General features: G+C 74.3%; 21 protein-coding genes. 7 read left to right on the top strand and 14 right to left on the bottom strand.

From position 1 onward, the window contains the following. A partial coding sequence (locus N866_RS00765) for a pentapeptide repeat-containing protein (protein WP_034221267.1) occupies positions 1-227 on the top strand: 227 nt, incomplete at its 5' end. A 57-nt stretch (positions 228-284) separates the two neighbouring features. Here the strand turns inward: N866_RS00765 and N866_RS00760 are convergent. The 4 genes from N866_RS00760 to N866_RS00745 form a co-directional block, all read right to left on the bottom strand. Then, entirely contained in the window at positions 285-500 is a 216-nt protein-coding gene (locus tag N866_RS00760; protein ID WP_034221266.1) for a helix-turn-helix domain-containing protein, read from the bottom strand. Beyond that, complete coding sequence (locus N866_RS00755) at positions 500-1,000, bottom strand: DUF2975 domain-containing protein (protein WP_034221265.1); 501 nt, start codon at positions 998-1,000, stop codon at positions 500-502. The genes N866_RS00760 and N866_RS00755 overlap by 1 nt, the downstream gene beginning before the upstream one ends. A 62-nt stretch (positions 1,001-1,062) precedes the next feature. Next, entirely contained in the window at positions 1,063-1,998 is a 936-nt protein-coding gene (locus N866_RS19575; RefSeq protein ID WP_052022184.1) for a hypothetical protein, read from the bottom strand. Between the two features lie 32 nt (positions 1,999-2,030). Further along, the gene (locus tag N866_RS00745; RefSeq protein ID WP_052022192.1) at positions 2,031-3,452 is read right to left on the bottom strand and encodes an MDR family MFS transporter; all 1,422 of its coding nucleotides are present in this window, start codon (positions 3,450-3,452) and stop codon (positions 2,031-2,033) included. Positions 3,453-3,782: 330 nt separating this feature from the next. Here N866_RS00745 and N866_RS00740 point away from each other — a divergent pair, with 330 nt between their 5' ends. Next, entirely contained in the window at positions 3,783-3,977 is a 195-nt protein-coding gene (locus N866_RS00740; protein WP_034221264.1) for a hypervirulence associated TUDOR domain-containing protein, read from the top strand. 12 nt (positions 3,978-3,989) lie between these two features. Here N866_RS00740 and N866_RS00735 read toward each other — a convergent pair whose 3' ends face one another. After that, positions 3,990-4,910, bottom strand: a complete 921-nt coding sequence (locus N866_RS00735; protein ID WP_052022183.1) for a DMT family transporter — start codon at positions 4,908-4,910, stop codon at positions 3,990-3,992. A 179-nt stretch (positions 4,911-5,089) separates the two neighbouring features. Between N866_RS00735 and N866_RS00730 the strand changes: the two genes are divergently transcribed. The 3 genes from N866_RS00730 to N866_RS22020 all read left to right on the top strand — a co-directional run bounded on the left by N866_RS00730 (position 5,090) and on the right by N866_RS22020 (position 7,107). Then, positions 5,090-5,872, top strand: coding sequence for an HAD-IIA family hydrolase (locus N866_RS00730; RefSeq protein WP_034221263.1), 783 nt, complete (start codon positions 5,090-5,092; stop codon positions 5,870-5,872). A 174-nt stretch (positions 5,873-6,046) separates the two neighbouring features. Then, positions 6,047-6,664, top strand: coding sequence for an MsnO8 family LLM class oxidoreductase (locus N866_RS22025; RefSeq protein WP_216699347.1), 618 nt, complete (start codon positions 6,047-6,049; stop codon positions 6,662-6,664). Continuing rightward, a complete protein-coding gene (locus tag N866_RS22020) occupies positions 6,589-7,107 on the top strand; it encodes an LLM class oxidoreductase (RefSeq protein ID WP_216699346.1) in 519 nt (172 codons plus the stop codon). Before N866_RS22025 ends, N866_RS22020 begins: the two co-directional genes overlap by 76 nt. A 31-nt stretch (positions 7,108-7,138) precedes the next feature. On the opposite strand, the gene N866_RS00720 is transcribed toward N866_RS22020, so the two are convergent. The 7 genes from N866_RS00720 to N866_RS00690 form a co-directional block, all read right to left on the bottom strand. Further along, on the bottom strand, positions 7,139-8,518 hold the full coding sequence (locus N866_RS00720; RefSeq protein ID WP_034221261.1) for a cryptochrome/photolyase family protein: 1,380 nt from the start codon (positions 8,516-8,518) through the stop codon (positions 7,139-7,141). A gap of 155 nt (positions 8,519-8,673) precedes the next feature. Beyond that, the gene (locus N866_RS00715) at positions 8,674-9,438 is read right to left on the bottom strand and encodes an SDR family NAD(P)-dependent oxidoreductase (protein WP_034221259.1); all 765 of its coding nucleotides are present in this window, start codon (positions 9,436-9,438) and stop codon (positions 8,674-8,676) included. Positions 9,439-9,512: 74 nt separating this feature from the next. Continuing rightward, positions 9,513-10,448: a glycoside hydrolase family 68 protein gene (locus N866_RS00710; RefSeq protein ID WP_034221257.1), complete on the bottom strand. Its 936-nt coding sequence runs from the start codon at positions 10,446-10,448 to the stop codon at positions 9,513-9,515. A gap of 7 nt (positions 10,449-10,455) precedes the next feature. After that, positions 10,456-11,436 (bottom strand): carbohydrate ABC transporter permease, encoded by a 981-nt coding sequence (locus N866_RS00705; protein ID WP_034221255.1) that lies wholly within the window; start codon positions 11,434-11,436, stop codon positions 10,456-10,458. Positions 11,437-11,439: 3 nt separating this feature from the next. Beyond that, positions 11,440-12,402, bottom strand: coding sequence for a carbohydrate ABC transporter permease (locus tag N866_RS00700; RefSeq protein ID WP_342668366.1), 963 nt, complete (start codon positions 12,400-12,402; stop codon positions 11,440-11,442). Between the two features lie 113 nt (positions 12,403-12,515). After that, positions 12,516-13,790, bottom strand: coding sequence for a sugar ABC transporter substrate-binding protein (locus N866_RS00695; protein WP_081802188.1), 1,275 nt, complete (start codon positions 13,788-13,790; stop codon positions 12,516-12,518). A 115-nt stretch (positions 13,791-13,905) separates the two neighbouring features. After that, positions 13,906-14,964 carry a LacI family DNA-binding transcriptional regulator gene (locus N866_RS00690; RefSeq protein ID WP_034221251.1) on the bottom strand — a complete coding sequence of 353 codons (1,059 nt, stop codon included), beginning with the start codon at positions 14,962-14,964 and terminating at the stop codon, positions 13,906-13,908. A 362-nt stretch (positions 14,965-15,326) separates the two neighbouring features. Here N866_RS00690 and N866_RS00685 point away from each other — a divergent pair, with 362 nt between their 5' ends. Continuing rightward, on the top strand, positions 15,327-15,719 hold the full coding sequence (locus N866_RS00685; protein WP_034221249.1) for a hypothetical protein: 393 nt from the start codon (positions 15,327-15,329) through the stop codon (positions 15,717-15,719). Between the two features lie 106 nt (positions 15,720-15,825). Next, a complete protein-coding gene (locus tag N866_RS00680; RefSeq protein ID WP_034221247.1) occupies positions 15,826-16,191 on the top strand; it encodes a DUF5655 domain-containing protein in 366 nt (121 codons plus the stop codon). Positions 16,192-16,327: 136 nt separating this feature from the next. On the opposite strand, the gene N866_RS00675 is transcribed toward N866_RS00680, so the two are convergent. Both N866_RS00675 and N866_RS00670 read right to left on the bottom strand, forming a co-directional pair. After that, the gene (locus tag N866_RS00675) at positions 16,328-18,850 is read right to left on the bottom strand and encodes a lysylphosphatidylglycerol synthase transmembrane domain-containing protein (protein WP_052022182.1); all 2,523 of its coding nucleotides are present in this window, start codon (positions 18,848-18,850) and stop codon (positions 16,328-16,330) included. 145 nt (positions 18,851-18,995) lie between these two features. Continuing rightward, on the bottom strand, positions 18,996-20,516 hold the full coding sequence (locus N866_RS00670) for a sensor domain-containing diguanylate cyclase (protein ID WP_155855126.1): 1,521 nt from the start codon (positions 20,514-20,516) through the stop codon (positions 18,996-18,998). Positions 20,517-20,571 lie beyond the last annotated feature (55 nt).

Genomic DNA, 20,571 nt, shown 5'->3' with positions numbered 1-20,571 from the left:
ACCTGCGGGCCGTCGACCTCCGCGGGGCCCTGCTGCTCGGTGCGGACCTGCGCGACGCCGACCTGCGGTGGGCGGACCTGCTCGGCACGGACCTGCGCGGCGCCGACGTCGCGGGCGCGGATCTCACCGAGGCCCTCTACCTCACGCAGCCGCAGGTCGACGGGACGCGGGGGGACGACCGGACGCGCCTCGGCCTCGGGCTCCGGCGTCCGCGCCACTGGACCTGAGCAGTCCCCCTCCGCCTCCCGGCGCGCACGGCGGGGCGGGTCGGTCCCGGCCACCCGTCACGACGGCTCGTCGTCGACCCACTCCAGCAGGTCGCCGGGCTGGCACTCCAGCACCCGGCACATCGCGTCGAGCGTGCTGAGGCGGACGGCCTTCGCACGGCCGTTCTTGAGGACGGCCACGTTCGCCGGCGTCAGGCCGACGCGCTCGGCGAACTCGCCGACGCTCATCTTGCGTCGAGCGAGCTCGACGTCGATCCGTACGACGATGGCCATCAGATCACCGCGTCCATGTCGTCCCGGAGGGCGGTCGCGCTGCGCAGCAGTGCGCGCATGACGACGACGAGCAGGACGACGACGCTCGCGACGAGCACCATGCCGCCCAGCATCATCGGGATGCCGGGGTCGCGGATCTCCGGCGTGACGTAGATCGTCAGGACGAGGGCTCCGGCTGCGGTCGCGAGCACGAGCCAGGCCGCGACCAGCGCCCACACGATCCCGTCCACCCACGCGAAGGCGTCGCGGCTGAAGATCCGGTCCGCCCGGACCATGCCGAGGAGCTTCCACGTGCAGACGATGACGACCTGGACGCAGACCATGCCCAGCACGGCGGCGACGGTCAGGGGCCAGCGCAGCCGGGCCACCGCCGGCGCCTCGGCGTCGGCCAGCGAGGACAGCTCGCCGGGCAGGGAGAGCGTCTGGCCGACGACGGTCGCCAGGAACAGCAGGACCAGGAGGACCCGGAGGAGCGCCACGGCCCCACGCGTCAGTGTCATGCATCGAGTGTCGAGAGGGATCTATCGAATGTCAATAGTTGCCTCTCGATGCGCTGCGGTGTTCACCAGCCGCACGCCGCGGCGATGTGGTCGTACACCTGCCCCCGCAGGGGGTCGGGGGAGCGGAGGTGGACGACGGGCTGTGCCTCGCCGTCGAGCGTGACGTGGACCGGCAGGTACGTCCCGCGCTTGTCCTCCGCGACGGCGTGCGGGTCGCAGCGGGCGGGGAGGAACTCCAGGACCGCCGTGGCGGGTGCCGGGCCGACGCGGAGCAGCTCCGGCGGCGACCAGGACGGGGCGCCGAGGGGCAGGAGGAGCACGGTCCCGTCCACGCGGGTCACGGACACCTCGACGTCGGGGTCGACGGCGGTCGCCGTGAGCGTCAGCGCCCCGACGAGGCGGCCGTCGCGCTGCTCGGCGGTCACCGTCGGGCCCAGCTCGAGGCGCACGGCCTCCCGGACGCGCTGCTCGGCGCAGTCCTCCCGGTGGATCCGGGGCAGGTGACCCTGTGGGTCGCCCGGGGTCAGCGTCACCTCCCGCCCGTCGGCGGCCCGCACCAGCACCGACGACGACGGCGCCTCGCCGGCCGGGCAGACCGGCCCGCCGAGGTCCACCGGGAAGTCGCGGTAGCGGCCGGGTGGCACCGGACGGCCCCGTGCCGGGTCCGACGTCGTCGGTCTGTCGACGATCGACGTCTCGAGCGTCGCGGTCGCCACGTCGACCGGCTCGTCCGAAGCGTTGTGGATCCGGACCTGCACCCGGCGCACGCCCCAGTCCGACCGGCTCTGCCGGATCTCCGCGGTGAGGGCCTCGGCGTCGAGCGCGCCGTCCGCCGCGGCCGACGTCGGCGCGGGTGCGCCCGCGGACGTGCCGCAGGCGCCGACGGCGAGGGCGGTCACCAGGAGCCCGGCGACCCGGCGGGGCACGCTCCGGCGCCGGGGTGCGCCGAGGACCTGCGGTGTCTCCCGGTGCCACCGGTCCGGCGTCTGGCCCTGCACCCGGCCAGCCTAGGCAGGAGAGCCCGAGCGCGTCAGTGCCCGGGCGTCACCGGAGCGGCCGTCGACCGGGGGGCGCGGAAGGCCAGCGCGGCCGGGATCGCGAGCGTCGCGATGACGGCGCCCACGAGGAAGGCGGCGTGGATCCCGCCCGCGGTCGCGGCGACCACCTCCGCGCCGGCGTCGGCCAGCCGCACGGACTGCAGGGTCATGACCGTGACGAACAGCGCGATGCCGGCGGCGCCGGCGACCTGCTGCACCGTCCCGATGACCGCGCTCCCGTGCGGGTAGAGGCGCGGGCTCAGCGAGCCGAGCGCCGAGGTGAACAACGGCGTGAAGATCAGCGCCAGGCCGCCGCTCATGACGACGTGGCACACGAGGAGCACCCAGGGCGCGCTGTCGGCGCTCAGCGTCGCGAGCCCCCACGTCGCGGAGGCGACCAGGGCGGTACCCGGGACGAGGAGCGGGCGCGGCCCGACCCGGTCGAACGCCCGGCCGACGAACGGTGCCGCGACACCCATGAGCAGCCCGCCGGGCAGGACGAGCAGCCCGGCCTGCAGCGGCTCCAGTCCCAGCACGTCCTGGGCGTAGAGGGGCAGCAGGATGATCGTGCCGAACAGCGCCATCATGCTGACGCCCATGAGCGCGACGGCCACGCGGAAGGTCGGCGCCGTGAAGGTGCGGAGGTCCAGCAGCGCGCTGTCGGTCGCCTGGAGCCGCAGCTGCCGCGCGATGAAGAAGCTGAGCGAGCCCAGCCCGACCACGATGGACCCCCAGGCCAGGGCGGCGCTCCCCTCGCCCGCGGACTCGCCGAGCTGGCTCAGCCCGTACACGAGGCCGCCGAACGCGAAGACGGAGACGAGCACCGAGAGCAGGTCCACCCGGGCGGCGCGCGGCTCGGTGAGGTTGGGCAGCCGCAGGGCGCCGAGCGCGAGGGCACCCAGCGCGATGGGCAGCATGATCCAGAACAGGCCGCGCCACGGGAGGACGGCCAGCACCGCGCCGCTGAGGGTGGGGCCCAGCGCCGGCGCCACCGAGATCACGACGGAGATGTTGCCCATCGTCCGGCCGCGGCGGGCCGGCGGCGTCACGCTCATCACCGTCGTCATGAGCAGCGGCATCATCAGCGCTGTGCCGGTGGCCTGGACCACCCGGCCGGCGATGAGGACCGCGAACACGGGCGCGAGCGCGGACAGGAGCGTCCCGGCGCTGAACAGCCCCATCGCGGTGAGGAACACGGCACGCGTGCTGATCCGCTGGAGCACGAAGCCGGTCATCGGGATGACCACGGCCATCGTCAGCAGGAATGCCGTCGTCACCCACTGCGCCGTCCCGGCCGTGATGCCCAGGTCCGCCATGAGGGGCGGGAGGGCGACGCTCATCGTCGTCTCGTTGAGGATGACGACGAACGCGGAGAAGAGGAGCAGCACGACGGCGAGCCGCTCCCGCGGCGTCATCTCCGCGGTGCGCGCTCCCGCGGCCTCAGGTCGGTCCCGACCGTCGGGTCGCTCGGCACCGGCCCGGTCGGCGTGCGCGGCCTCGACGGGCAGCGCGCCGTCGACGGGCGCAGGGTTCTGGGCGATCTCGGTCACGGGTCTCCGTCCACAGCGGTCAGCAGGTCTCGAGGCATCCACGCCGACGCCGTCGGCAGTCTCCCCCTGACGACCGACACGACGACAACGCTTTTCCCCGGCGTCCGCTTCCCGACCGGGCGGCTGAGATCCCGCGACCCTGGCCGACCCGGCGCCGCGCTGGCCGCACGGCGCTGCCCGACCTAGCGTCGCGGCATGAGACAGGGTCAGCAGGTCCGCTGGAACACGTCGCAGGGGGAGACCCACGGCCGGACGGTCGAGCGGCGCACCGAGCAGTTCACGTTCGAGGGCCAGACGTTCAAGGCCTCCGCCGAGGAGCCGTACTGGATCGTCGAGTCCGACAGGACCGGCGCCCGCGCCGCCCACAAGGAGTCCACGCTGCGGACCTGACGGACCGTCGGGTCAGGGCGCCGTCGTGGGGTGCGACCGCACGAGCAGGACGGCGGCCACGAGGATGAGCGCCCCGCCCGCCACCTGCAGCGGCGTGAAGGCCTCCGCCAGGACGATCGCGGCGAGGACCACCGTGACGACCGGCTCCAGCGTCGAGAGGGTGGCGGCGCTGCTGGGGCCGAGCCGCCGGAGCCCGGCGAAGAACGCGATGATCGCGACGACGGTGCTCACCACCGCGATCGCCACGACGGCGAGCCAGCCGCCCGTCGTCGTCGGCAGCGCGGAGCCGCTCGCGAGGGCCGGCACCGTGAGGACGACGGCGGCCGCGGTCACCACGACCGTGCTCGACGGCAGCGCCCCCGCGCGCGCGGTGGGTCGCTCGCTGAGGACGATGTAGAAGGAGTAGATGACCGCGGCCAGCACGGCCAGGCCCATCCCGAGGGCCGTCCGGGGATCCCACGCGACCGCGGTCGGGCCGACGGTCAGCGCCGTCCCGGCCGTGGCGAGGCTCAGGGCCACGACGCGCCCCCGCGTCCACCGCTCCCGCCCGGTGGCGGTGGCGAGCACGGTCACGAACACGGGGTTGAGGTAGAGCAGCAGCGCCACGATGCCCGCGGGGGCGAGGGTGAGCGCCGAGAAGTAGCTCATCGACTGGCCCACGTACCCGACGCCGCCGAGCGCCGCGAGCGCGAGCAGGGTCCGGCCGCGCGGCAGGGGCAGCCGCCGCACCCGCAGCACGACGTGCAGGACCACCGCCGCGAGGACGAACCGCATCCACACGACCGCCAGCACCTCGCCGCCGCCGTCGTAGGCGGCCCGCGCGAAGATCGCCATGGCCCCGAAGCCGACGGCGGAGACGACGATGAGCAGGGCGCCGAGGCGCACGTCCGGGGAGCGGCGCACGGGCGCCGTCGTCGGCCGGCCGGTGACCACGGGACCTCCTCGAGGGCTCGCACGCCCCACGCGCTCGCAGCGCAGTGTGCCGGGTCGGCCGGGCGCGCGTCACGGGGCATCCGCCTGGTGGGTCGGCGGCGGGTCGGGAGTGGGGCGGACGTGGGTCGGGAGTCGGTCGGGACTCGGCGTCGGGCGCGCGGCGGTGGCACGCTTCGACCATGACCACCGTGGAGCATCCGATCGAGTGCTGGCTGACCGACATGGACGGCGTCCTGGTCCACGAGGGCCACGCCCTGCCCGGTGCGGCGGACTTCATCGCCGCCCTCAAGCGGGCCGACCGCCCGTTCCTCGTGCTGACGAACAACTCGATCTTCACGGCGCGGGACCTGCGAGCCCGGCTCGCGGCGTCCGGCATCGACGTGCCGGAGGAGGCGATCTGGACGTCCGCGCTCGCGACCGCGCAGTTCCTCCAGCAGCAGGTCCCCGGCGGGCGCGCGTACGCGATCGGCGAGGCGGGCCTGACGACGGCGCTGCACGACGTCGGCTACACGATGACGGACAGCGACCCGGACTACGTCGTCCTCGGCGAGACGCGGACGTACTCCTTCGAGGCGATCACCCGCGCGATCCGGCTCATCGAGGGCGGCGCGCGGTTCATCGCGACCAACCCGGACCCGACCGGCCCGAGCGTCGACGGCCCGCTGCCGGCGACCGGCGCCGTGGCCGCGCTCATCACGCGCGCGACGGGACGCGAGCCGTACTTCGTCGGCAAGCCGAACCCGATGATGTTCCGGTCGGCGCTCAACCGGATCGAGGCGCACTCCGAGACGACCGCGATGGTCGGCGACCGGATGGACACGGACGTCGTCGCGGGCATCGAGGCCGGGCTGCGGACGTTCCTCGTGCTCACCGGCTCGACGCGCGCGGAGGACGTGGACCGCTTCCCGTTCCGCCCCAGCCAGGTCGTGCCGTCCATCGCGGACCTGGTCGGCCTGGTCTGACCCGCCCCGCCGCTCGCCCCGCCCGCCCCCGGTGTCGCTCGACCTGCCGCCAGGGGTCGTGGCGAGTTCCCCGCGTCCGGCGCGGGTCATCCGCCACGGTCCTGAGTGACGTGCCGGCCGGGGCGGGAGCACGGCCCAGGAATGGCGCGGCGGCGCCCCCGGTTGCCGCTGTCGATGACCACCACCCCGCTCCCGTCCGGCGCCACCCTCCCGCTCGCCGTCCTCGACTTCGTCGGCATCGAGCACGGGGAGTCCGCGCACCAGGCCCTCGAGGGCGCCGTCCGCGTCGCGCAGGCCGTCGAGGCCGCGGGGTACGGCCGCTACTGGGTGTCCGAGCACCACAACATGCGCTCGCTGGCGTGCAGCGCGCCGGAGATCCTCCTCGCGGCGCTCGGCGCCCGGACGACGACGATCCGCGTCGGCGCGGCCGGGATCATGCTGCCCAACCACGCGCCGTTCAAGGTCGCCGAGACGTTCCGCACCCTCCTCGGGCTCTACCCCGGACGCATCGACCTGGGCCTCGGGCGGGCGCCCGGCACCGACCCGCTCACCGCGCACGTGCTACGGCGCGGCCAGCAGGTCGACGTCGGCGCGGACTTCCCCGGCCAGGTCGCGGAGCTGCTGGCGTTCCTGGGCGACGGCGGCTTCCCGGATGGCCACCCGTACGGCGAGCTGGTGTCGCCGCACCGGTCGTCGACGAGCGGCCCGAGGTGTTCGTGCTCGGCTCCAGCCCGTACGGCCCGCGCTTCGCGGCGGTCAACGGTCTGCGCGCCGTGTTCGCCCACCACATGAGCCCGGAGATCGCGACGCAGGTGCTGCGCGAGTACCGGCGCACCTTCGAGCCGGGGCCCGACGACGGCGCGGGTGGTCGGACGGAGCCGTGGTCGGCGATCTCCGTCCTCGCCTTCGCGTCCGACGACGCCGAGGCGGTCCTGGAGTTCGAGGCCGGCTGGGCGCTGACGATGCAGAACCTCGCCCGCGGGATCCGTGAGCCGCTGCGCCCGGAGGAGGTGCGGGCCTACGCGGAGTCCGAGCAGTTCCGCCGGTCGCGCGAGGTGCTGCGGGCCCAGGGCGACGACCGCATGGTCACCGGCACCCCGGACGACGTCGTCGCCCGGTTGCGCGCGCTGCAGTCCGACGCCGAGGCCGACGAGCTCGTCGTCGTCACCCCCGGCCTGGACCGCGACCGCCGCATCGCCAGCTACGCGGCGATCGCCGCGCACTGGCCCCGCTGACCGCGACCGAGAACGGCAGGCACGCGAGGCGTCAGGCCCGCGCGGCCTCGTAGCGGCGCAGGGCCTCCTCGCGCTCGACCTTGTGGTCGACGACGCGCTCCGGGTAGCCGTGCGCGAGCCCGTCCAGCACCGTCCACGGCTCGTGCACCGCGGACCCGGCGACGTGCGCGAGCTCGGGCACGTAGCGCCGCACGTAGTCCCCGTTCGGGTCGAACCGCACGCCCTGCGCGACCGGGTTGAACACCCGGAAGTACGGCGCCGCGTCGGTCCCGGTGCCCGCGACCCACTGCCACCCGTGGCTGTTGGACGCGATGTCGCCGTCGCGCAGGTGGGCCATGAAGTACCGCGCGCCGTGCGGCCACCAGATGTGCAGGTCCTTGACGAGGAAGCTCGCGACGACCATCCGCACCCGGTTGTGGATCCAGCCCTCGCGGTGGAGCTGCCGCATCCCGGCGTCGACGAACGGGTAGCCCGTCCGTCCCTCGCACCAGGCTGCGAAGCGCTCCGCCGCGGCGCCGTCGGGGTCCTCGTAGGCGATGGTGCTCAGCCCCGGGCGCAGGTCCGCCCACGCCGAGCCGGGGTGGTGCCACAGCACGTCGGCGTAGAACTCCCGCCACGCGAGCTCGGAGACGAAGTGCTGCGCGCCCTTGCTCTGCGCGGCCGGGTGCGCGGCGACGTCGGCCAGCAGGGTGCGGGGGTGGATCGTGCCGTACTTGAGGTGCACGGAGAGCTCCGACGTCGCGCGCAGGTCGGGGCGGTTGCGGTCCTCGGCGTAGCCCTCCAGGTCGTCCTCGAGGAAGTCGTGCCAGCGCTCGAGCGCGGCCGCCTCGGTCACCTCCGGCAGGTCCATGTGCCCGACGGCGGCCGCGGCGTCGGCACCCGGGATCGCCTCGGTGTCGACGCCGGTCAACCAGCGCAGGTCGCGCGGGACGTCCGCCGGGCGGCGCCAGCCGTGGTCCTTCCACGCCTTGGAGAACGGGGTGAAGACCTTGTACGGCTCGCCGTCGTCCTTGAGCACGCGCCCGGGCGTCACCGCGTACGGGCTGCCGGTCTCGTCGAGGACGACGCCGTCGCCCAGGGCGGCGAGCGCCCGGGCGACGCGCGCGTCCCGCCGCCGGCCGTAGGGGGTGGGCTCGGCGCTGACGTGCACGCTGGTCGCCCCGACCTCGCGCACGACGGCGGGCACCACCTCCTCGGGCCGCCCGTACCGGACCACGAGGGCGCCGTCGTACGCGGACCGCAGCGCCGTCAGCGCGTCGTGCAGCGCCGCGAGCCGCGGGGCGCCCGACGACGCCAGCAGGGCCGGGTCGGCGACGAACAGCGGCAGCACGGGGCCGCCGGCCGCGGCCTCGGCGAGGGCGGGGTGGTCCTGGAGGCGCAGGTCACGACGCAGCCACAGCACGGACGTCATGCCCGGAGCGTAGGTCCGCGGGGGTCGCCCCGCCCAGGACCCCGCCAGCCGCGCCTCAGAACGGTCGAGCGCGCCGAGATCGGTAGCTCTGAGCGAGATCGGTAGGTGGAAGCACCGACCTCGTGCCGAGGTGCCGATCTCGTGCGGGGGTCGGGCTACTGCGCGGTCCAGCCGCCGTCCACGACCAGCGTCGTGCCCGTGACCAGCCCGGCGGCCGGGGAGGCGAGGTAGAGGACCGCGCCGGCGACGTCCGTCGTCGTGCCGAAGCGCCCCACGGGGATGCGGGCGAGGACGTCGGCGGCGAAGGCCGGGTCGTCGAGGCGCTCGGCGGTCCCGGGCGTGCGGATGAACGTCGGCGCGACCGCGTTGACGGTGACGCCGTGCGGCGCCCACTCCAGCGCGAGCACCCTGGTGAGCATCTCGACGCCGCCCTTGCTGGCGGAGTAGACCGCGTGGCGGCGGATGCCGACGAGCCCGGCCTGGCTGCCCAGGTTCACGACCCGGCCGTAGCCCCGCGGCACCATGACCCGGGCCACGGCCTGCGTGACGAAGAACAGGCCCTTGAGGTTGACGTCCATGAGGGCGTCCCAGTCCGCCTCGGTGACGTCGAGCGCGTCGTGGTTCTCGCCGAGACCGGCGTTGTTGACCAGGACGTCGAGCCGGCCGTGCTCGCGGACGACCTGCTGGACCGCGGGCTCGACCGACGGCAGGTCCGTGACGTCGAGCGGGACGGCGAAGGCCCGCCCACCGGCCGCGGCCACCTCGTCGAGGAGGTCCGCCACGTGGTCCGGCGAGCGGGCGGCGGCGCCGACGACGGCGCCCGCCCGCGCCAGGGCGAGGACGAGGTCGTGACCGATGCCCCGCGACGCCCCCGTGACGAGGGCGACCTGGCCGGCGAGCGAGAAGTCGGGCTGCTCCATGCGCCCGACGCTAGGCCACGCAGGGGTGACGGGAGCAGGGTTCCCGTCACCCCTGCGGGGCGGCTCGGCCGGCGTCAGGCCAGCCGGAGCGTGTCGCCGTCGCGGACCACCGGAAGGGGGTCGGTGATCTCGCCGACGAACACACCCTCCTCGACGTCCCGGAAGCCGAGGAGGTTCCAGGCGCCGGCGCGGTCCTGCACGAGGCGCGCCGCGTAGAGGCTCGGGTGCTCGAACGTCCGGGCCCGGTCGAGGTCCCAGGGCCCGAGGGCGGACGCCCCGGGCGCCACCCACATCCCGCCCTTCGTCCCGGTGTCCCGACGCTCGGGCGCGAGCTGCGGCGCCCAGCAGCAGAACAGCAGGAACCACTGCCCGTCGACCTCGGCGACCTGGGGCACCTCCATCTGCCCGAAGCCGGCGGGCTCCGAGAGCGGTGGCTGCACCGTCCAGGTCTCCAGGTCGGGGCTGGTGGCGTGGCCGATGACGGACCGGCCGGCCGGGTCGCCCTCGCGGGAGCGGGCCGTCACGAGCATGTGCCAGCCGTCGCCGTCGGGGTCGGCGAAGACCCAGGGGTCCCGCCACGCCTCGTCGAACCACGCGACGCCGTCGTACTTCTCGTACCAGCGCGGGTCGGCCTCCGTCAGCGGACCGGGGATCCGGTGCCACGTCACGAGGTCGTCGGAGCGGGCCGCCCCGACGCGCTGGATCAGACCGTGCTCGGCCCGGCTGACGCCGGTGTAGAAGAGGCGCCACGAGCCGTCCGGCGCCCGGACCACGGACCCGGTCCAGGTCGCCTGGTCGTCCCAGGCCGGGGCGTCGGCGGTGACCAGCGCGTCGGGAAGGAGCTCCCAGTGCGTGAGGTCGGTGGAGCGGGCGTGACCCACCGACGCGCGCTGGTGGCGCCGGTCGGGATCGAGGAGGGCACGCGAGGCCCGCAGGAAGAAGAGGTGGTGGTGCTCGCCGTCGTCGGCGGGCCAGCTGTCCCACACCCAGTGGTCGGGCAGTCTCAGCACGGGTCGTTCATCCCTTCACGCCGGAGGAGGCGATGGAGCTGACGAACGCGCGCTGGAACGCCAGGAACATCACGAGGACCGGCAGGGTGATGAGGGACGTGTACGCCATCACCTCGCCCCAGGCCGGGTTGATCTGGAAGAAGTACTGCATCCCGACCATGACGGGGCGGAGCTCCTCCTGCTGCACGACCATGAGCGGCCACAGGTACTGGTTCCACGCGGGCAGGAAGGTGAGGATCGCGACGGTCGCGAACGCCGGGCCGGACAGCGGCACGATGATGCGGCGGTAGATCGTGAACCAGCCCGCCCCGTCGATGCGGGCGGCCTCGTCGAACGACTTCGGGATCGTCGAGAAGTACTGCGTGAACAGGAAGATCGAGAAGGCGTTCGCGATGAACGGCACGATCTGCACGTGGTAGGAGTTCAGCCACCCGAAGTCGTACATCGGGACGCCGTTCTCCATGACGATCGTCGGCAGCTTCGAGACCCAGTAGACCATCGGGATGGCGATGGTCTCGAAGGGCACGATGAGGGTCGCGATGATGACCGTGAGCAGCACCTTGCGGCCGCTCCACTCCAGCCGCGACAGGGCGAACCCGGCCATGCTGTTGACGATCACCCCGAGCCCGACGATGAGCGTCGTGACCAGGACCGAGTTGAGGATGAACCGCGCGACGGGCACGCGGTCGAAGACGCCGGAGTAGTTGTCCAGGCTGATGTCGCCGACCGGCAGGAACGCCTGCGGGGAGTCGATGTCGGACAGGATCTGCGCGTCCGGCTTGAGGCTCGAGACGAACATGAACACGAGCGGGAACAGGAAGAACAGCGCGAGCAGGACCATCGGCACGTAGCCGACGACCTTGCGCCGCCGACGACGGCGCGCGGCCTCCTCGGCGCTGCGGACGCGCTCGGCGTCGCGGGCGGCCATCTGGTCGGGCGTCCCGAGGCGCCCCGACGGCGGCCCGCCGCGGGTGGTGTCAGAGCTCATGGGTCAGTCCTTCTCTCGCGTGAGCCAGCGCTGGACGAGCGCGATCACGAGGACGATGACGAAGAAGATCAGCGAGATCGCGGCGCCGTAGCCGGTCTCCTGCCGTCGGTAGCCCTGCTGGACGGCGTGGTAAACGAGCGTCGTGGTCGAGTCGCGGGGACCGCCCTGCGTCATGACGTCGATCTGCACGAAGAGGCCGAGGGCCTGGATGGTGATCGTCACGAGGATGAAGACCATGGTCGAGCGCAGGCCCGGCCACGTGACGTCCTTGAACTGCTGCCAGGCGTTGGCGCCGTCCATGCGCGCCGCCTCGTAGAGCTCCTCGGGGATCGTCTGCAGACCCGAGAGCCAGATGATCATGTGGAAGCCGACGGCCTGCCAGATGGACAGGACGATGATCGCCGGGAGCGCCGTGCTCGTGTTGCCGAGCCAGTTGGTCCCCTGCACCGCCCCGAAGGTCAGCGTGTCGAGGATCGAGTTCACCAGGCCGTCCCGCTGGTACATGAAGTCCCAGAGGATCGAGATGACCACGATCGACGTGACGACCGGGATGAAGTAGACGACCCGGAACCACGTGACGAAGCGCAGCTTCTGGTTCACGAGGATCGCCATGAGCAGCGCGAGCCCGGACTGCAGCGGCACGACGACGGCCGCGAACACGAACGTGTTGACCAGGGAACGGACGAACGTCGGGTCGCTGGTGAACGCGCGGACGAAGTTGTCCAGGCCGACGAACCGCGGGGGGTTCGGCGAGATGAGCCGGGCGTTGGTGAACGAGAGCCCGAAGGCCAGGAGCACCGGCACGACGAGGAACAGGAGGAGCAGGAGGGTCGCGGGAGCGACCATCCAGTACGCGGAGCGGTGGCCCTCGCGGGCCGAGCGCGCGCGGCGCCGGGCGCGGCCGGTGGCCGCGGCGTCGTCGTCGGGCAGGGCGTGGGGGGTGATCTGCTGTGCGGGCATCGCCATGGTGACATCCGATCCGGCACGCGACGGGCCCCCGGGGACGCCCGGGCACCGTGGAGGAGGTGCCCGGGCGCCCCGGTCAGGGGGCGGGTCGCCGGCCGTTCAGGACGGTCGGCTCAGAAGCCGTAGCCGTCGTTCGACTCGATGTTGGCGTCGATCTCCTGCACCGCCTGGTCCAGCGTCGACTGCACGTCGGCGCCGTTCATGATGTCCTTGCCGGCGCGCTCGAAGACGCTCGAGATGACCGCGTAGGCCGGTGTCGGCGGGCGCTCCAGGGCGTACAGCTGGGAGAGCTCGACGAACGGCTGGAGCGGGTCGCCCTCGCCGAACATCTCGGACAGCTCCTCCGCGCCCTTCGTGGCGGGGATGACGACCTGCTTGTCCGCGAACGCGGCGATGTACTCGTCCTGGAAGGAGAACTCCAGGTAGGCGCGGGCGCCGTCGGCGTCGGCGCACTCCGCGGAGATGCCCCACTGCCACGACGCGCCACCGATCTTCGGGCCGTTGCCGAAGTCCGGCGGCGGGAGGATGAGGAGGTCGTCACCGGCCGCCTCGAGCGAGCCGAGGGCGTTCCAGACGCCCGTGTAGCTCAGCGCGACCTCGTCGTTGTTGAACTCCTCGTTGCCGATCGTGCCGGCGTCGGAGGCGAGCCCGCGCTCGAAGGCGCTCTGGAACCACTCGAAGAACTCCACGGCCTCCGGGCCGTTGAGCGCGCCGTCCGCCGTGAGGAACGTGTCGCGGTCGATCAGGTCGCCGCCCGCGGACTGCAGCATCGGCGAGTAGGCGTAGGGCCACCACTCGCCCGCGTCCTCGGCGCCGATGTCCAGCGGCGTCTCGTAGCCGGCGCCCTGCAGGGTCACCAGGGCCGCGTCGAACTCCTCGAGCGTCCACGGCTCGTCGGTGGTCGGGATGCGGATCCCGTTCTCGGTGAGGACGGACTCGCGGGCGAAGATCGACAGCGCGGCGTCCCAGTACCCGGCCGAGTAGACCTCGTCCTGGTAGCGCCCGACGGCGGTCGGGAGCAGCGAGTCGATGATCCCCTCGTCGATGCCGAGCGGCTGGATGTAGCCGGCCCACGCCCAGTTGGGGACGATCGGGCCGTCCATGTCGAGCAGGCAGGGGAGGTCGCCGGCCGCGGCGCCCGCGACGACGGCGTCGTTGTACGCGCCCTGCGGGAACGACTCCATGACGACCTCGTAGTCGTCCTGGGACCCGTTGAAGTCGGCGATGATCTGCTCGTAGACCTCGAGCTCGGCGGGGTTGCCCGCGGAGTGGGTCCACATGGAGATCTCGGTGGTGCCGCCGTCGGCGTCGCCACCGCCGCCGGAGCCGCCGTCGGCCTGGCCGGCCTGGCCACATGCTGCGAGAAGGGTCGCGGACGCCGCCGTCATGGCTAGCATCCCCGGGAGGGACCTGCGAGTCATCGTCGTTCCTCTCTCTGGTGTCGCGACGGGCAAGGTCGCGGCACCGTCTCTGTGGCCGTCGGACGGCGGCCACGGGGTGGTGTCATCCCCGCCGTCGGCCCGGTTCCCGGGTCGGCGGCGGGGCCACGGAGTCCCGGCGGACGAGCGGGCAGGGCATGAGCACCACGCCGTCCTCGTCCGTCGGGCGTTCCCGCGCTCCGAGCAGGACCTCCACGGCCCAGCGCCCCATCTCGTAGTGGGGCAGGCGGACCGTCGTGAGGCCGGGGTCGAGCTCGGCCGCGATGAGCTGCTGGTCGTCGTAGCCGACGACCGACAGGTCGGTGGGGATCTCCAGGCCGTGGTGCCGCGCCGCGGCGTACGCGCCCATGGCGATCCGGTCGTTGAAGCAGAACAGCGCGGTGGGCCTGCGCTCGGCGGGCAGGTCGAGGACCCGCGAGGCGGCCGCCATCCCGCCGGCGGCGTCCGAGACGCCGCGGACGTGCAGCGCCGGGTCCGGCTCGATCCCGGCGCGGCGCAGCACCTCGAGGTAGCCCTCGCGGCGCAGCCCCGAGGCGACCGGCGGCGGCTCCTCGTCGATGTCGATGAACGCGATGCGGCGGTGGCCCGCGTCGACGAGCTCCTGGACGGCCGCGACGGCGCCGCCCCGGTCGTCCGGGACGACGGCCGGGAAGCCGCCGGTGGCGGGCCGGGCGTCGAGGAAGACGGCGTCCGCCGGCAGGTTCTCCGGCAGGTCGTCCAGGACGCGGTGCCACATGCAGGCGTAGACAAGGCCGTCGACCTGCTGGTCGAGCAGCGCGGCCACCGCGTCCCGCTCCAGGGCCGGGTCGCCGCCGGTGTTGACGAGGAAGAGCAGGTACCCGCGCTCGCGGGCGACGTCCTGGGCGGCCTCGACCATCCGCACGGCGTAGGGCGTGGTCGCGATGCGGTCCGAGACCAGGCCGATCGTGTGGGTGCGGCGGGTGCGCAGGCTGCGGGCGAGCCGGTTCGGCGCGTAGCCGATCTCCTGGGCCGCCAGGCGGACGCGCTCCTGGGTGGACGGCGGGATGCGGTCGGCGGCGCGGTCGTTGAGGACGAGCGACACGGTCGCCGCGGAGACGCCCGCGACCCGTGCCACGTCCTTGATGCCGACCCGCTGCGTCACCGCCGATCCTCCTCCTCGAGGTCTCCACGCAGGACGGCTGGTCCGTCCGGCGGGGCTGGAGGGGCGTTCGCGTCGGGCCCCCTCGCCCGGTCGTCGCCCGTTTTGTTAAACCGATTTAGCGTTGTGCAGGAGTGTGGGTCGGCTCACACCGCCGTGTCAACCCCGTACGCCGTTCGGGTCGCGCGGCCGTCGGGGTGGACGACGGGCCGGCAGCGCTCGCTCCGCCGTTCGAGTGCCCCTGACCAGCGCTTTCACCCGGGTGATCACTCGACATCCGCTGCGGCGCCGCCATCGTCCCGACCATGATGGGCGGGCGCGGCGATCCCGCGCGGGCGGCCCGGCCGCCATCGGGAGGGGGCACGATGAGGAGCGCCTGGACGGACGACGGCGACCGGCCGGAACCGCCACCGCCGTCCGCGACGACGGGAGGTCGCGACGACGTCGACGACGCCCTCCGTCGTCTGCTCGACGGGGAGCCCGACCCTGCGCGCAGGCCGGGCGGCGGGCGGACGGCCGGCTCCGGTGGGGTCGCGCTGGCGATGGTGGTCGCCCTGCTCCTGCTCACCTCGGGCGCCTACGTCGGGGTGACGTGGACGCGGGCCCACGAGGTCTGCGCCGAGGAGGTGGCGTTCCACCGCGACCGCGCGGCGCCGTCGGTGGCGAGCGTGGCGTGGTCGTGGTGGCCGGCCGGCATCCGGTGCACCTGGGACGACGGCTCGCGCACGTCGCTGTGGTGGGGGACCCACCAGCACTGACGCCCAGCACCGACGCCCAGCACTGACGCCGCGCAGCTGCTGCTCCGGCCCCGGACGCGGCCCCGGACCCGGGCGCGGATCCCGGTGCGGATGGCACCGTGGGGGCATGGACCGCTGGACGGTCGAGGACGCCCTCGAGGACAGCCGCTGCGGGCTCGCCGTGCACGAGGCGGTCCTCGCGGCGCTGCGGACCGCGGGTCCCGTCGAGGTCCACCCCACCCGCACGCAGGTCGCGTACCGGCGTCGGCGCGCGTTCGCCTGGCTGTGGTGGCCCGGGCGGTGGCTGCGCCACCCCACGGCTGACGTCGTGCTCACCGTCTCGCTCGGGCGCGTGGACGACTCCCCGCGGTGGAAGGAGGTCGTCCACCCCACGCGGCTGCACTGGGTGCACCACCTGGAGGTGAGCACCGCCGCCGACGTCGACGCGCAGGTCGCCGCCTGGTTGCGCGAGGCCTACGACCGCGCGGGCTGAGGACCGGCCGGTCGGCGAGACCGCGCCGTTCCCTCGAGTCCGTGCACGGGGAGGCACGGGCTCGGCGAGGAGGCGCGGACTCGGCGAGCCGGGGGCTCCGCGTGCGGAGTGCCCGCTCCTGCCGCAGCCGTCCGGGTCAGAGGTCGCCGCGGCGCTGCAGGACGCGCAGCGCGAGCCAGCCCACCGGCAGACGGCCCCAGAACGTCAGCGCGCGGAACAGGAAGACGACCGACGCCGCGACGCCGGGGGACACGTTGCCCACACCGGTGAGCGCGGCCGTCAGCGCCAGCTCCACCGTGCCCAGACCACCGGGGGACGGGACGACGGCGCCCGCCGCGTTCGCGACGAGGTAGATGAGGGCCAGGTCGATGAGCGACAGGCTCTGCCCGAATGCCGCGAGGCTGGCCCAGAACGCCCCGAGGTAGCTGAGGGTCATAAGCAGGTTCCCGGTGATCGCCACCGCGAACCGGCGCGGCTGGCCGAGCATCTGGACCAGGCGCGGCCACGTCTGCCGCCACACCGGCCCCAGCCGGCGGGCCGTCCACGCGCGCACCTGCGGCACGAGCAGGGCCGCCGCGAGCGACCCGACGACGATGAGCAGCGCGAGCAGGACCGTCGTCGGCGGCAGCTGCTGGAGCGCGCTGCCCTCGCCGCTGACCAGGGAGAGCACGAGCAGCAGGAGGATCGTCGTGACGAACTGGGAGAGCTGCACCAGGCCCACGGACGCGACGGCGAGCGGGTAGGAGACGCCGCGGCGTGCGAGGAAGCGCAGGTTGAGCGCCGCCGGGCCGATGCCCGCGGGCGCCAGCAGCGAGACGAAGGCCGCCGCGGCCTGCACGAGGGTCGTCCGCCACATCGAGAGCCGGACGGGCGCGAACGCCACGAGGGCCAGGGCGCCGCCCACGAAGGACAGCAGCCCGAACGCGAACGCGACGCCCGCCCACCACGGCTCGGCCCGCTGGAACGCGGCCGTGATCTCCTCGATCTGGATGGTGGTGAGGATGATGATGGCGGCCGCGATGCTCAGCGAGATCGTGAGGACGGTGCGCGCGCCGAACCGCACGAGCCGCTCCGGCTCGACGTCGGCCTCGGGCAGGCGGGCCAGCAGCGCCTCCCGGACCTGCTGGAGGAGGCCGCGGTGCAGCCGCGCCTCCACCCGCGTCGCCGGAGGCAGGGCGATCGTCTGCAGGAGGGGACCGATCGTGGCGAGCTCGGCGTCGGGCAGCACGCGCGCCGCGGACTCCACGGCCCGTTCGGCCCCCACGCGCACCGCGAGCAGCGCGAGCACCTGGCTCACGTCGATCCGGCGGGCGAGGTCGGAGCAGGCGACGTCCCCGGAGTCCCAGCCGGTCAGCAGCGCCACCGGCCGGCCCGGCGGCCGGAGCTCGCCGCCCCGCGGGCAGGCCTCGCCCGTGACGTCCACCAGGACGACGTCGGCCGTCAGCGAGCGGTGCGCGACGCCCGCGGCGTGCGCGACGCGGAGCTGCTCCCACACCGCGTCGAGCACGTCGTCGGTGAGGGCCTCGACCGGCAGGCCGGACAGCGGCACGGCGTCCCGGGCGTGGTCCTGGACGAGGAGCATGGAGTCGTCGGACTCGGCGATCCCCAGGAGCTGCGGGGTGCAGACCCCGGCGGCGTACGCGGCGTGCGAGACGAGCGCGGTCCGCTCCGCCGCCTGCCGCAGGGAGACGACGCCGCGCCCCTCCAGGCCCCGCAGCCGCAGCGACCGCCAGAACCGGGTGAGCAGGCCCACCACCTGCCGGTCCCCGTCCAGGACGACGACGTCGAGCCGGCGCTCGTCCGCGGTGGTCATGGCGTAGACGCGGTTGTCGCTGGTCCGGGTCAGCGCCACCGTGGCCGCGAGGTCGCGCGCCACGGAGTCCTGCTGCGGCAGGTCCGAGGACACGTCGCGCACCCGCACGAGGCGGGACGGCTGGAACCCGGCGCGCTGCACCCCGGCCACGAGCGCGGCGCCGTACGCGCGCTCGGACTGGACGCCGGACACGTACCGGACCCCGAGGCCGGTCATCCGCCCGAGCAGCACGGTGATGAGGGCCCCGGGCAGGGTGACCAGACCGGTCACGGTCGCCACGCCCAGGCCCACCCACAGCAGGTTCCACGACGCCGGCAGCGTGCGACGGCGGCTGCGGGCCCCGGCCGCGGTGAGCAGCGCGACGGTCCCCGCCAGGAGCGCCGGGATGGTCACGACGCGATCCCCGCGCGACACGACGCTCAGCGCGAAGCGCAGCTCGCCCGAGCCGACGGTCGTGACGAGCCACGCGGTCAGGAGGGCCAGCAGGGTGCCGACGACGGCGGCGCCGATCGCCTCGAAGGCCTGGCGCGGCAGCCGCCGCAGCGCGAGCTCGGTCAGCACGGCCACGGGCGCGACGAGCGTGATGAGCCCCTCGAGCACGGCGACGGGCAGGAAGAGGATCCGGCGCAGGAGCGTGTCGAAGCCCTGGACGTCCTCCTGGATCCCCTCGGTGGTGCCCTGCGCGTAGACGGCGAGCACGAGGACGGCCGCGACCCCGAGCGCGGACAGCACCAGCCCGACGAGGTCCGCCGGGTGGTGGACGCGGGCGGTCGGGGTGTCGACGATGTCGACGTCCGCCTCCGCGCGTGGGCGACCGAGTCGCCCACGGAGCGTGGAGGTGGCCATGGTCGGGAGTCTAGGGTCGGGGTCACGGTGGGCAGGGGACTCGTGACGCCGCCACGCGCGGCGGGTTCGCCCCGTTCCGTCCCCCGGCCCAGCGGGCCCCGCCGCGCTGGTCGGGCGAGTGCTCACGCGGGTCTCGGCCGAGCGATCAGCCGAGTCGTCGGCGGTCCGGGGGCCGGGTCCCCGCCGCGCCCCGCCCCGCCGCCGGCGTCGCGCGGTGCCGGGTGCGCTTGACCTCGTACATCGCCGCGTCGGCGACCGCGAAGAGGTCCGACGGGCCCCGCTCGTCGTCCGTCGTCACCGCCGTCCCGACGCTCGCGCCCACCCGCAGGACCAGCCCCCCGGCGGAGACCACCTCGCCGACCGCCTCCTCGACGCGGCGCGCGACCGACCGGATCTCCCCCTCGTCGTGCACGTCCGACACGAGCACGCAGAACTCGTCCCCGCCGAGCCGCGCGACGAGGTCGTCGGGGCGGACGCTGCCCTGGAGCCGCCGGGCGACCGTCACCAGCACCTCGTCGCCCACGGCGTGCCCGTGGGTGTCGTTGATCGCCTTGAACCCGTCCAGGTCCAGGAAGAGGAGCCCGACCCCCGCGCCGGGCGCGGCCCGCGGGAGCGCGCGGTCGAGCACGCGCAGCAGCTCCGTCCGGTTGGCGAGCCCGGTGAGCGGGTCGCGGGCGGCCGCACGCGCCAGGGCGTCCGCGTGCCGGCGCCGCTCGCTGATGTCCCGCATGACGACGACCAGCCCGTCCACGAGCGGGTCGTCCAGGAGGGAGGCGACGGTCCACTCGTACCAGCGGCCGCCCCCCGTGGCGAGCAGCATGAGGACGTCGAGCGAGGCGCGCGTGCCCGGCGGCGCCGTGGCGATCTCGCGCAGCCGTGCGGCCACCTCGGGGCGCTGCTCCCGCTCGACGAGGTGGAGGAGAGGCGTGCCGACCAGGCCGACGGGGTCCCGCCCCAGCGACCGGGCGGCGGCCGGGCTGACGGAGGTGAGGTGCGCCTCCGGGTCGACCACGACCAGCACGTCCGAGGACGCGTTCATGAGCGCGTGCAACCGGGCCTCGGTGCGACGCAGGCCGGTCTCAGCGAGCTCGCGCTGCGTGACGCTGCGGCCCACGTAGGCGACGGTGACCGTGCACGGCAGGGCGATGCCGGCGGCGGCGAGATGGCTGGCGAGCGGGTCCACGACGGTCGGCACCAGGCCGAGCACGACACCCACCTGCCCGACGACGGTCGCGCCGAGCTGGAGGACGACGGCGGGCCGCCACACCCGGCTGCCGGCCGCCTCGACGTGGACGACGCTCGCCAGGGTCGCGAAGGCCGGCAGCAGCAGGGACCACCCCGACGTCCACGCGAAGAGCGCGCACAGGACGACGACGACGAGCAGGCGCACCACCGGGTGGAGCGCCCGGCGTCGGCGGGGTCTCTCGCGGTCCAGCCCGGCCACGGGGTGACGCCCGACGTCGAACCCCACGGCACCCGCCGCCGCGGTGAGGGCGCTGAGCAGCAGGGGGTCGCCCAGCACGAGGCCGTACGCGGCGAGCGCGCGGAGCCCCACGAAGGCCAGGGTCGTGACGGCGGCGAGCAGCGCCACGGCAGGCAGGACTCCGACCGTTCCGTGCCCCGGTCCGGGCCGGGCCTCGGGCGGGGGAGCGTGCGCCGTGGGCATGGGGGGCCTTCCCGGCAGGCGGGGGGCCCTGCCGTCCCCGCCATGGTCACCCGGG

The sequence above is a fragment of the Actinotalea ferrariae CF5-4 genome (assembly GCF_000603945.1).
In the GTDB taxonomy this organism is placed as follows: Bacteria; Actinomycetota; Actinomycetes; order Actinomycetales; family Cellulomonadaceae; genus Actinotalea; species Actinotalea ferrariae.
This window is presented reverse-complemented; position numbering and strand designations above follow the sequence as displayed.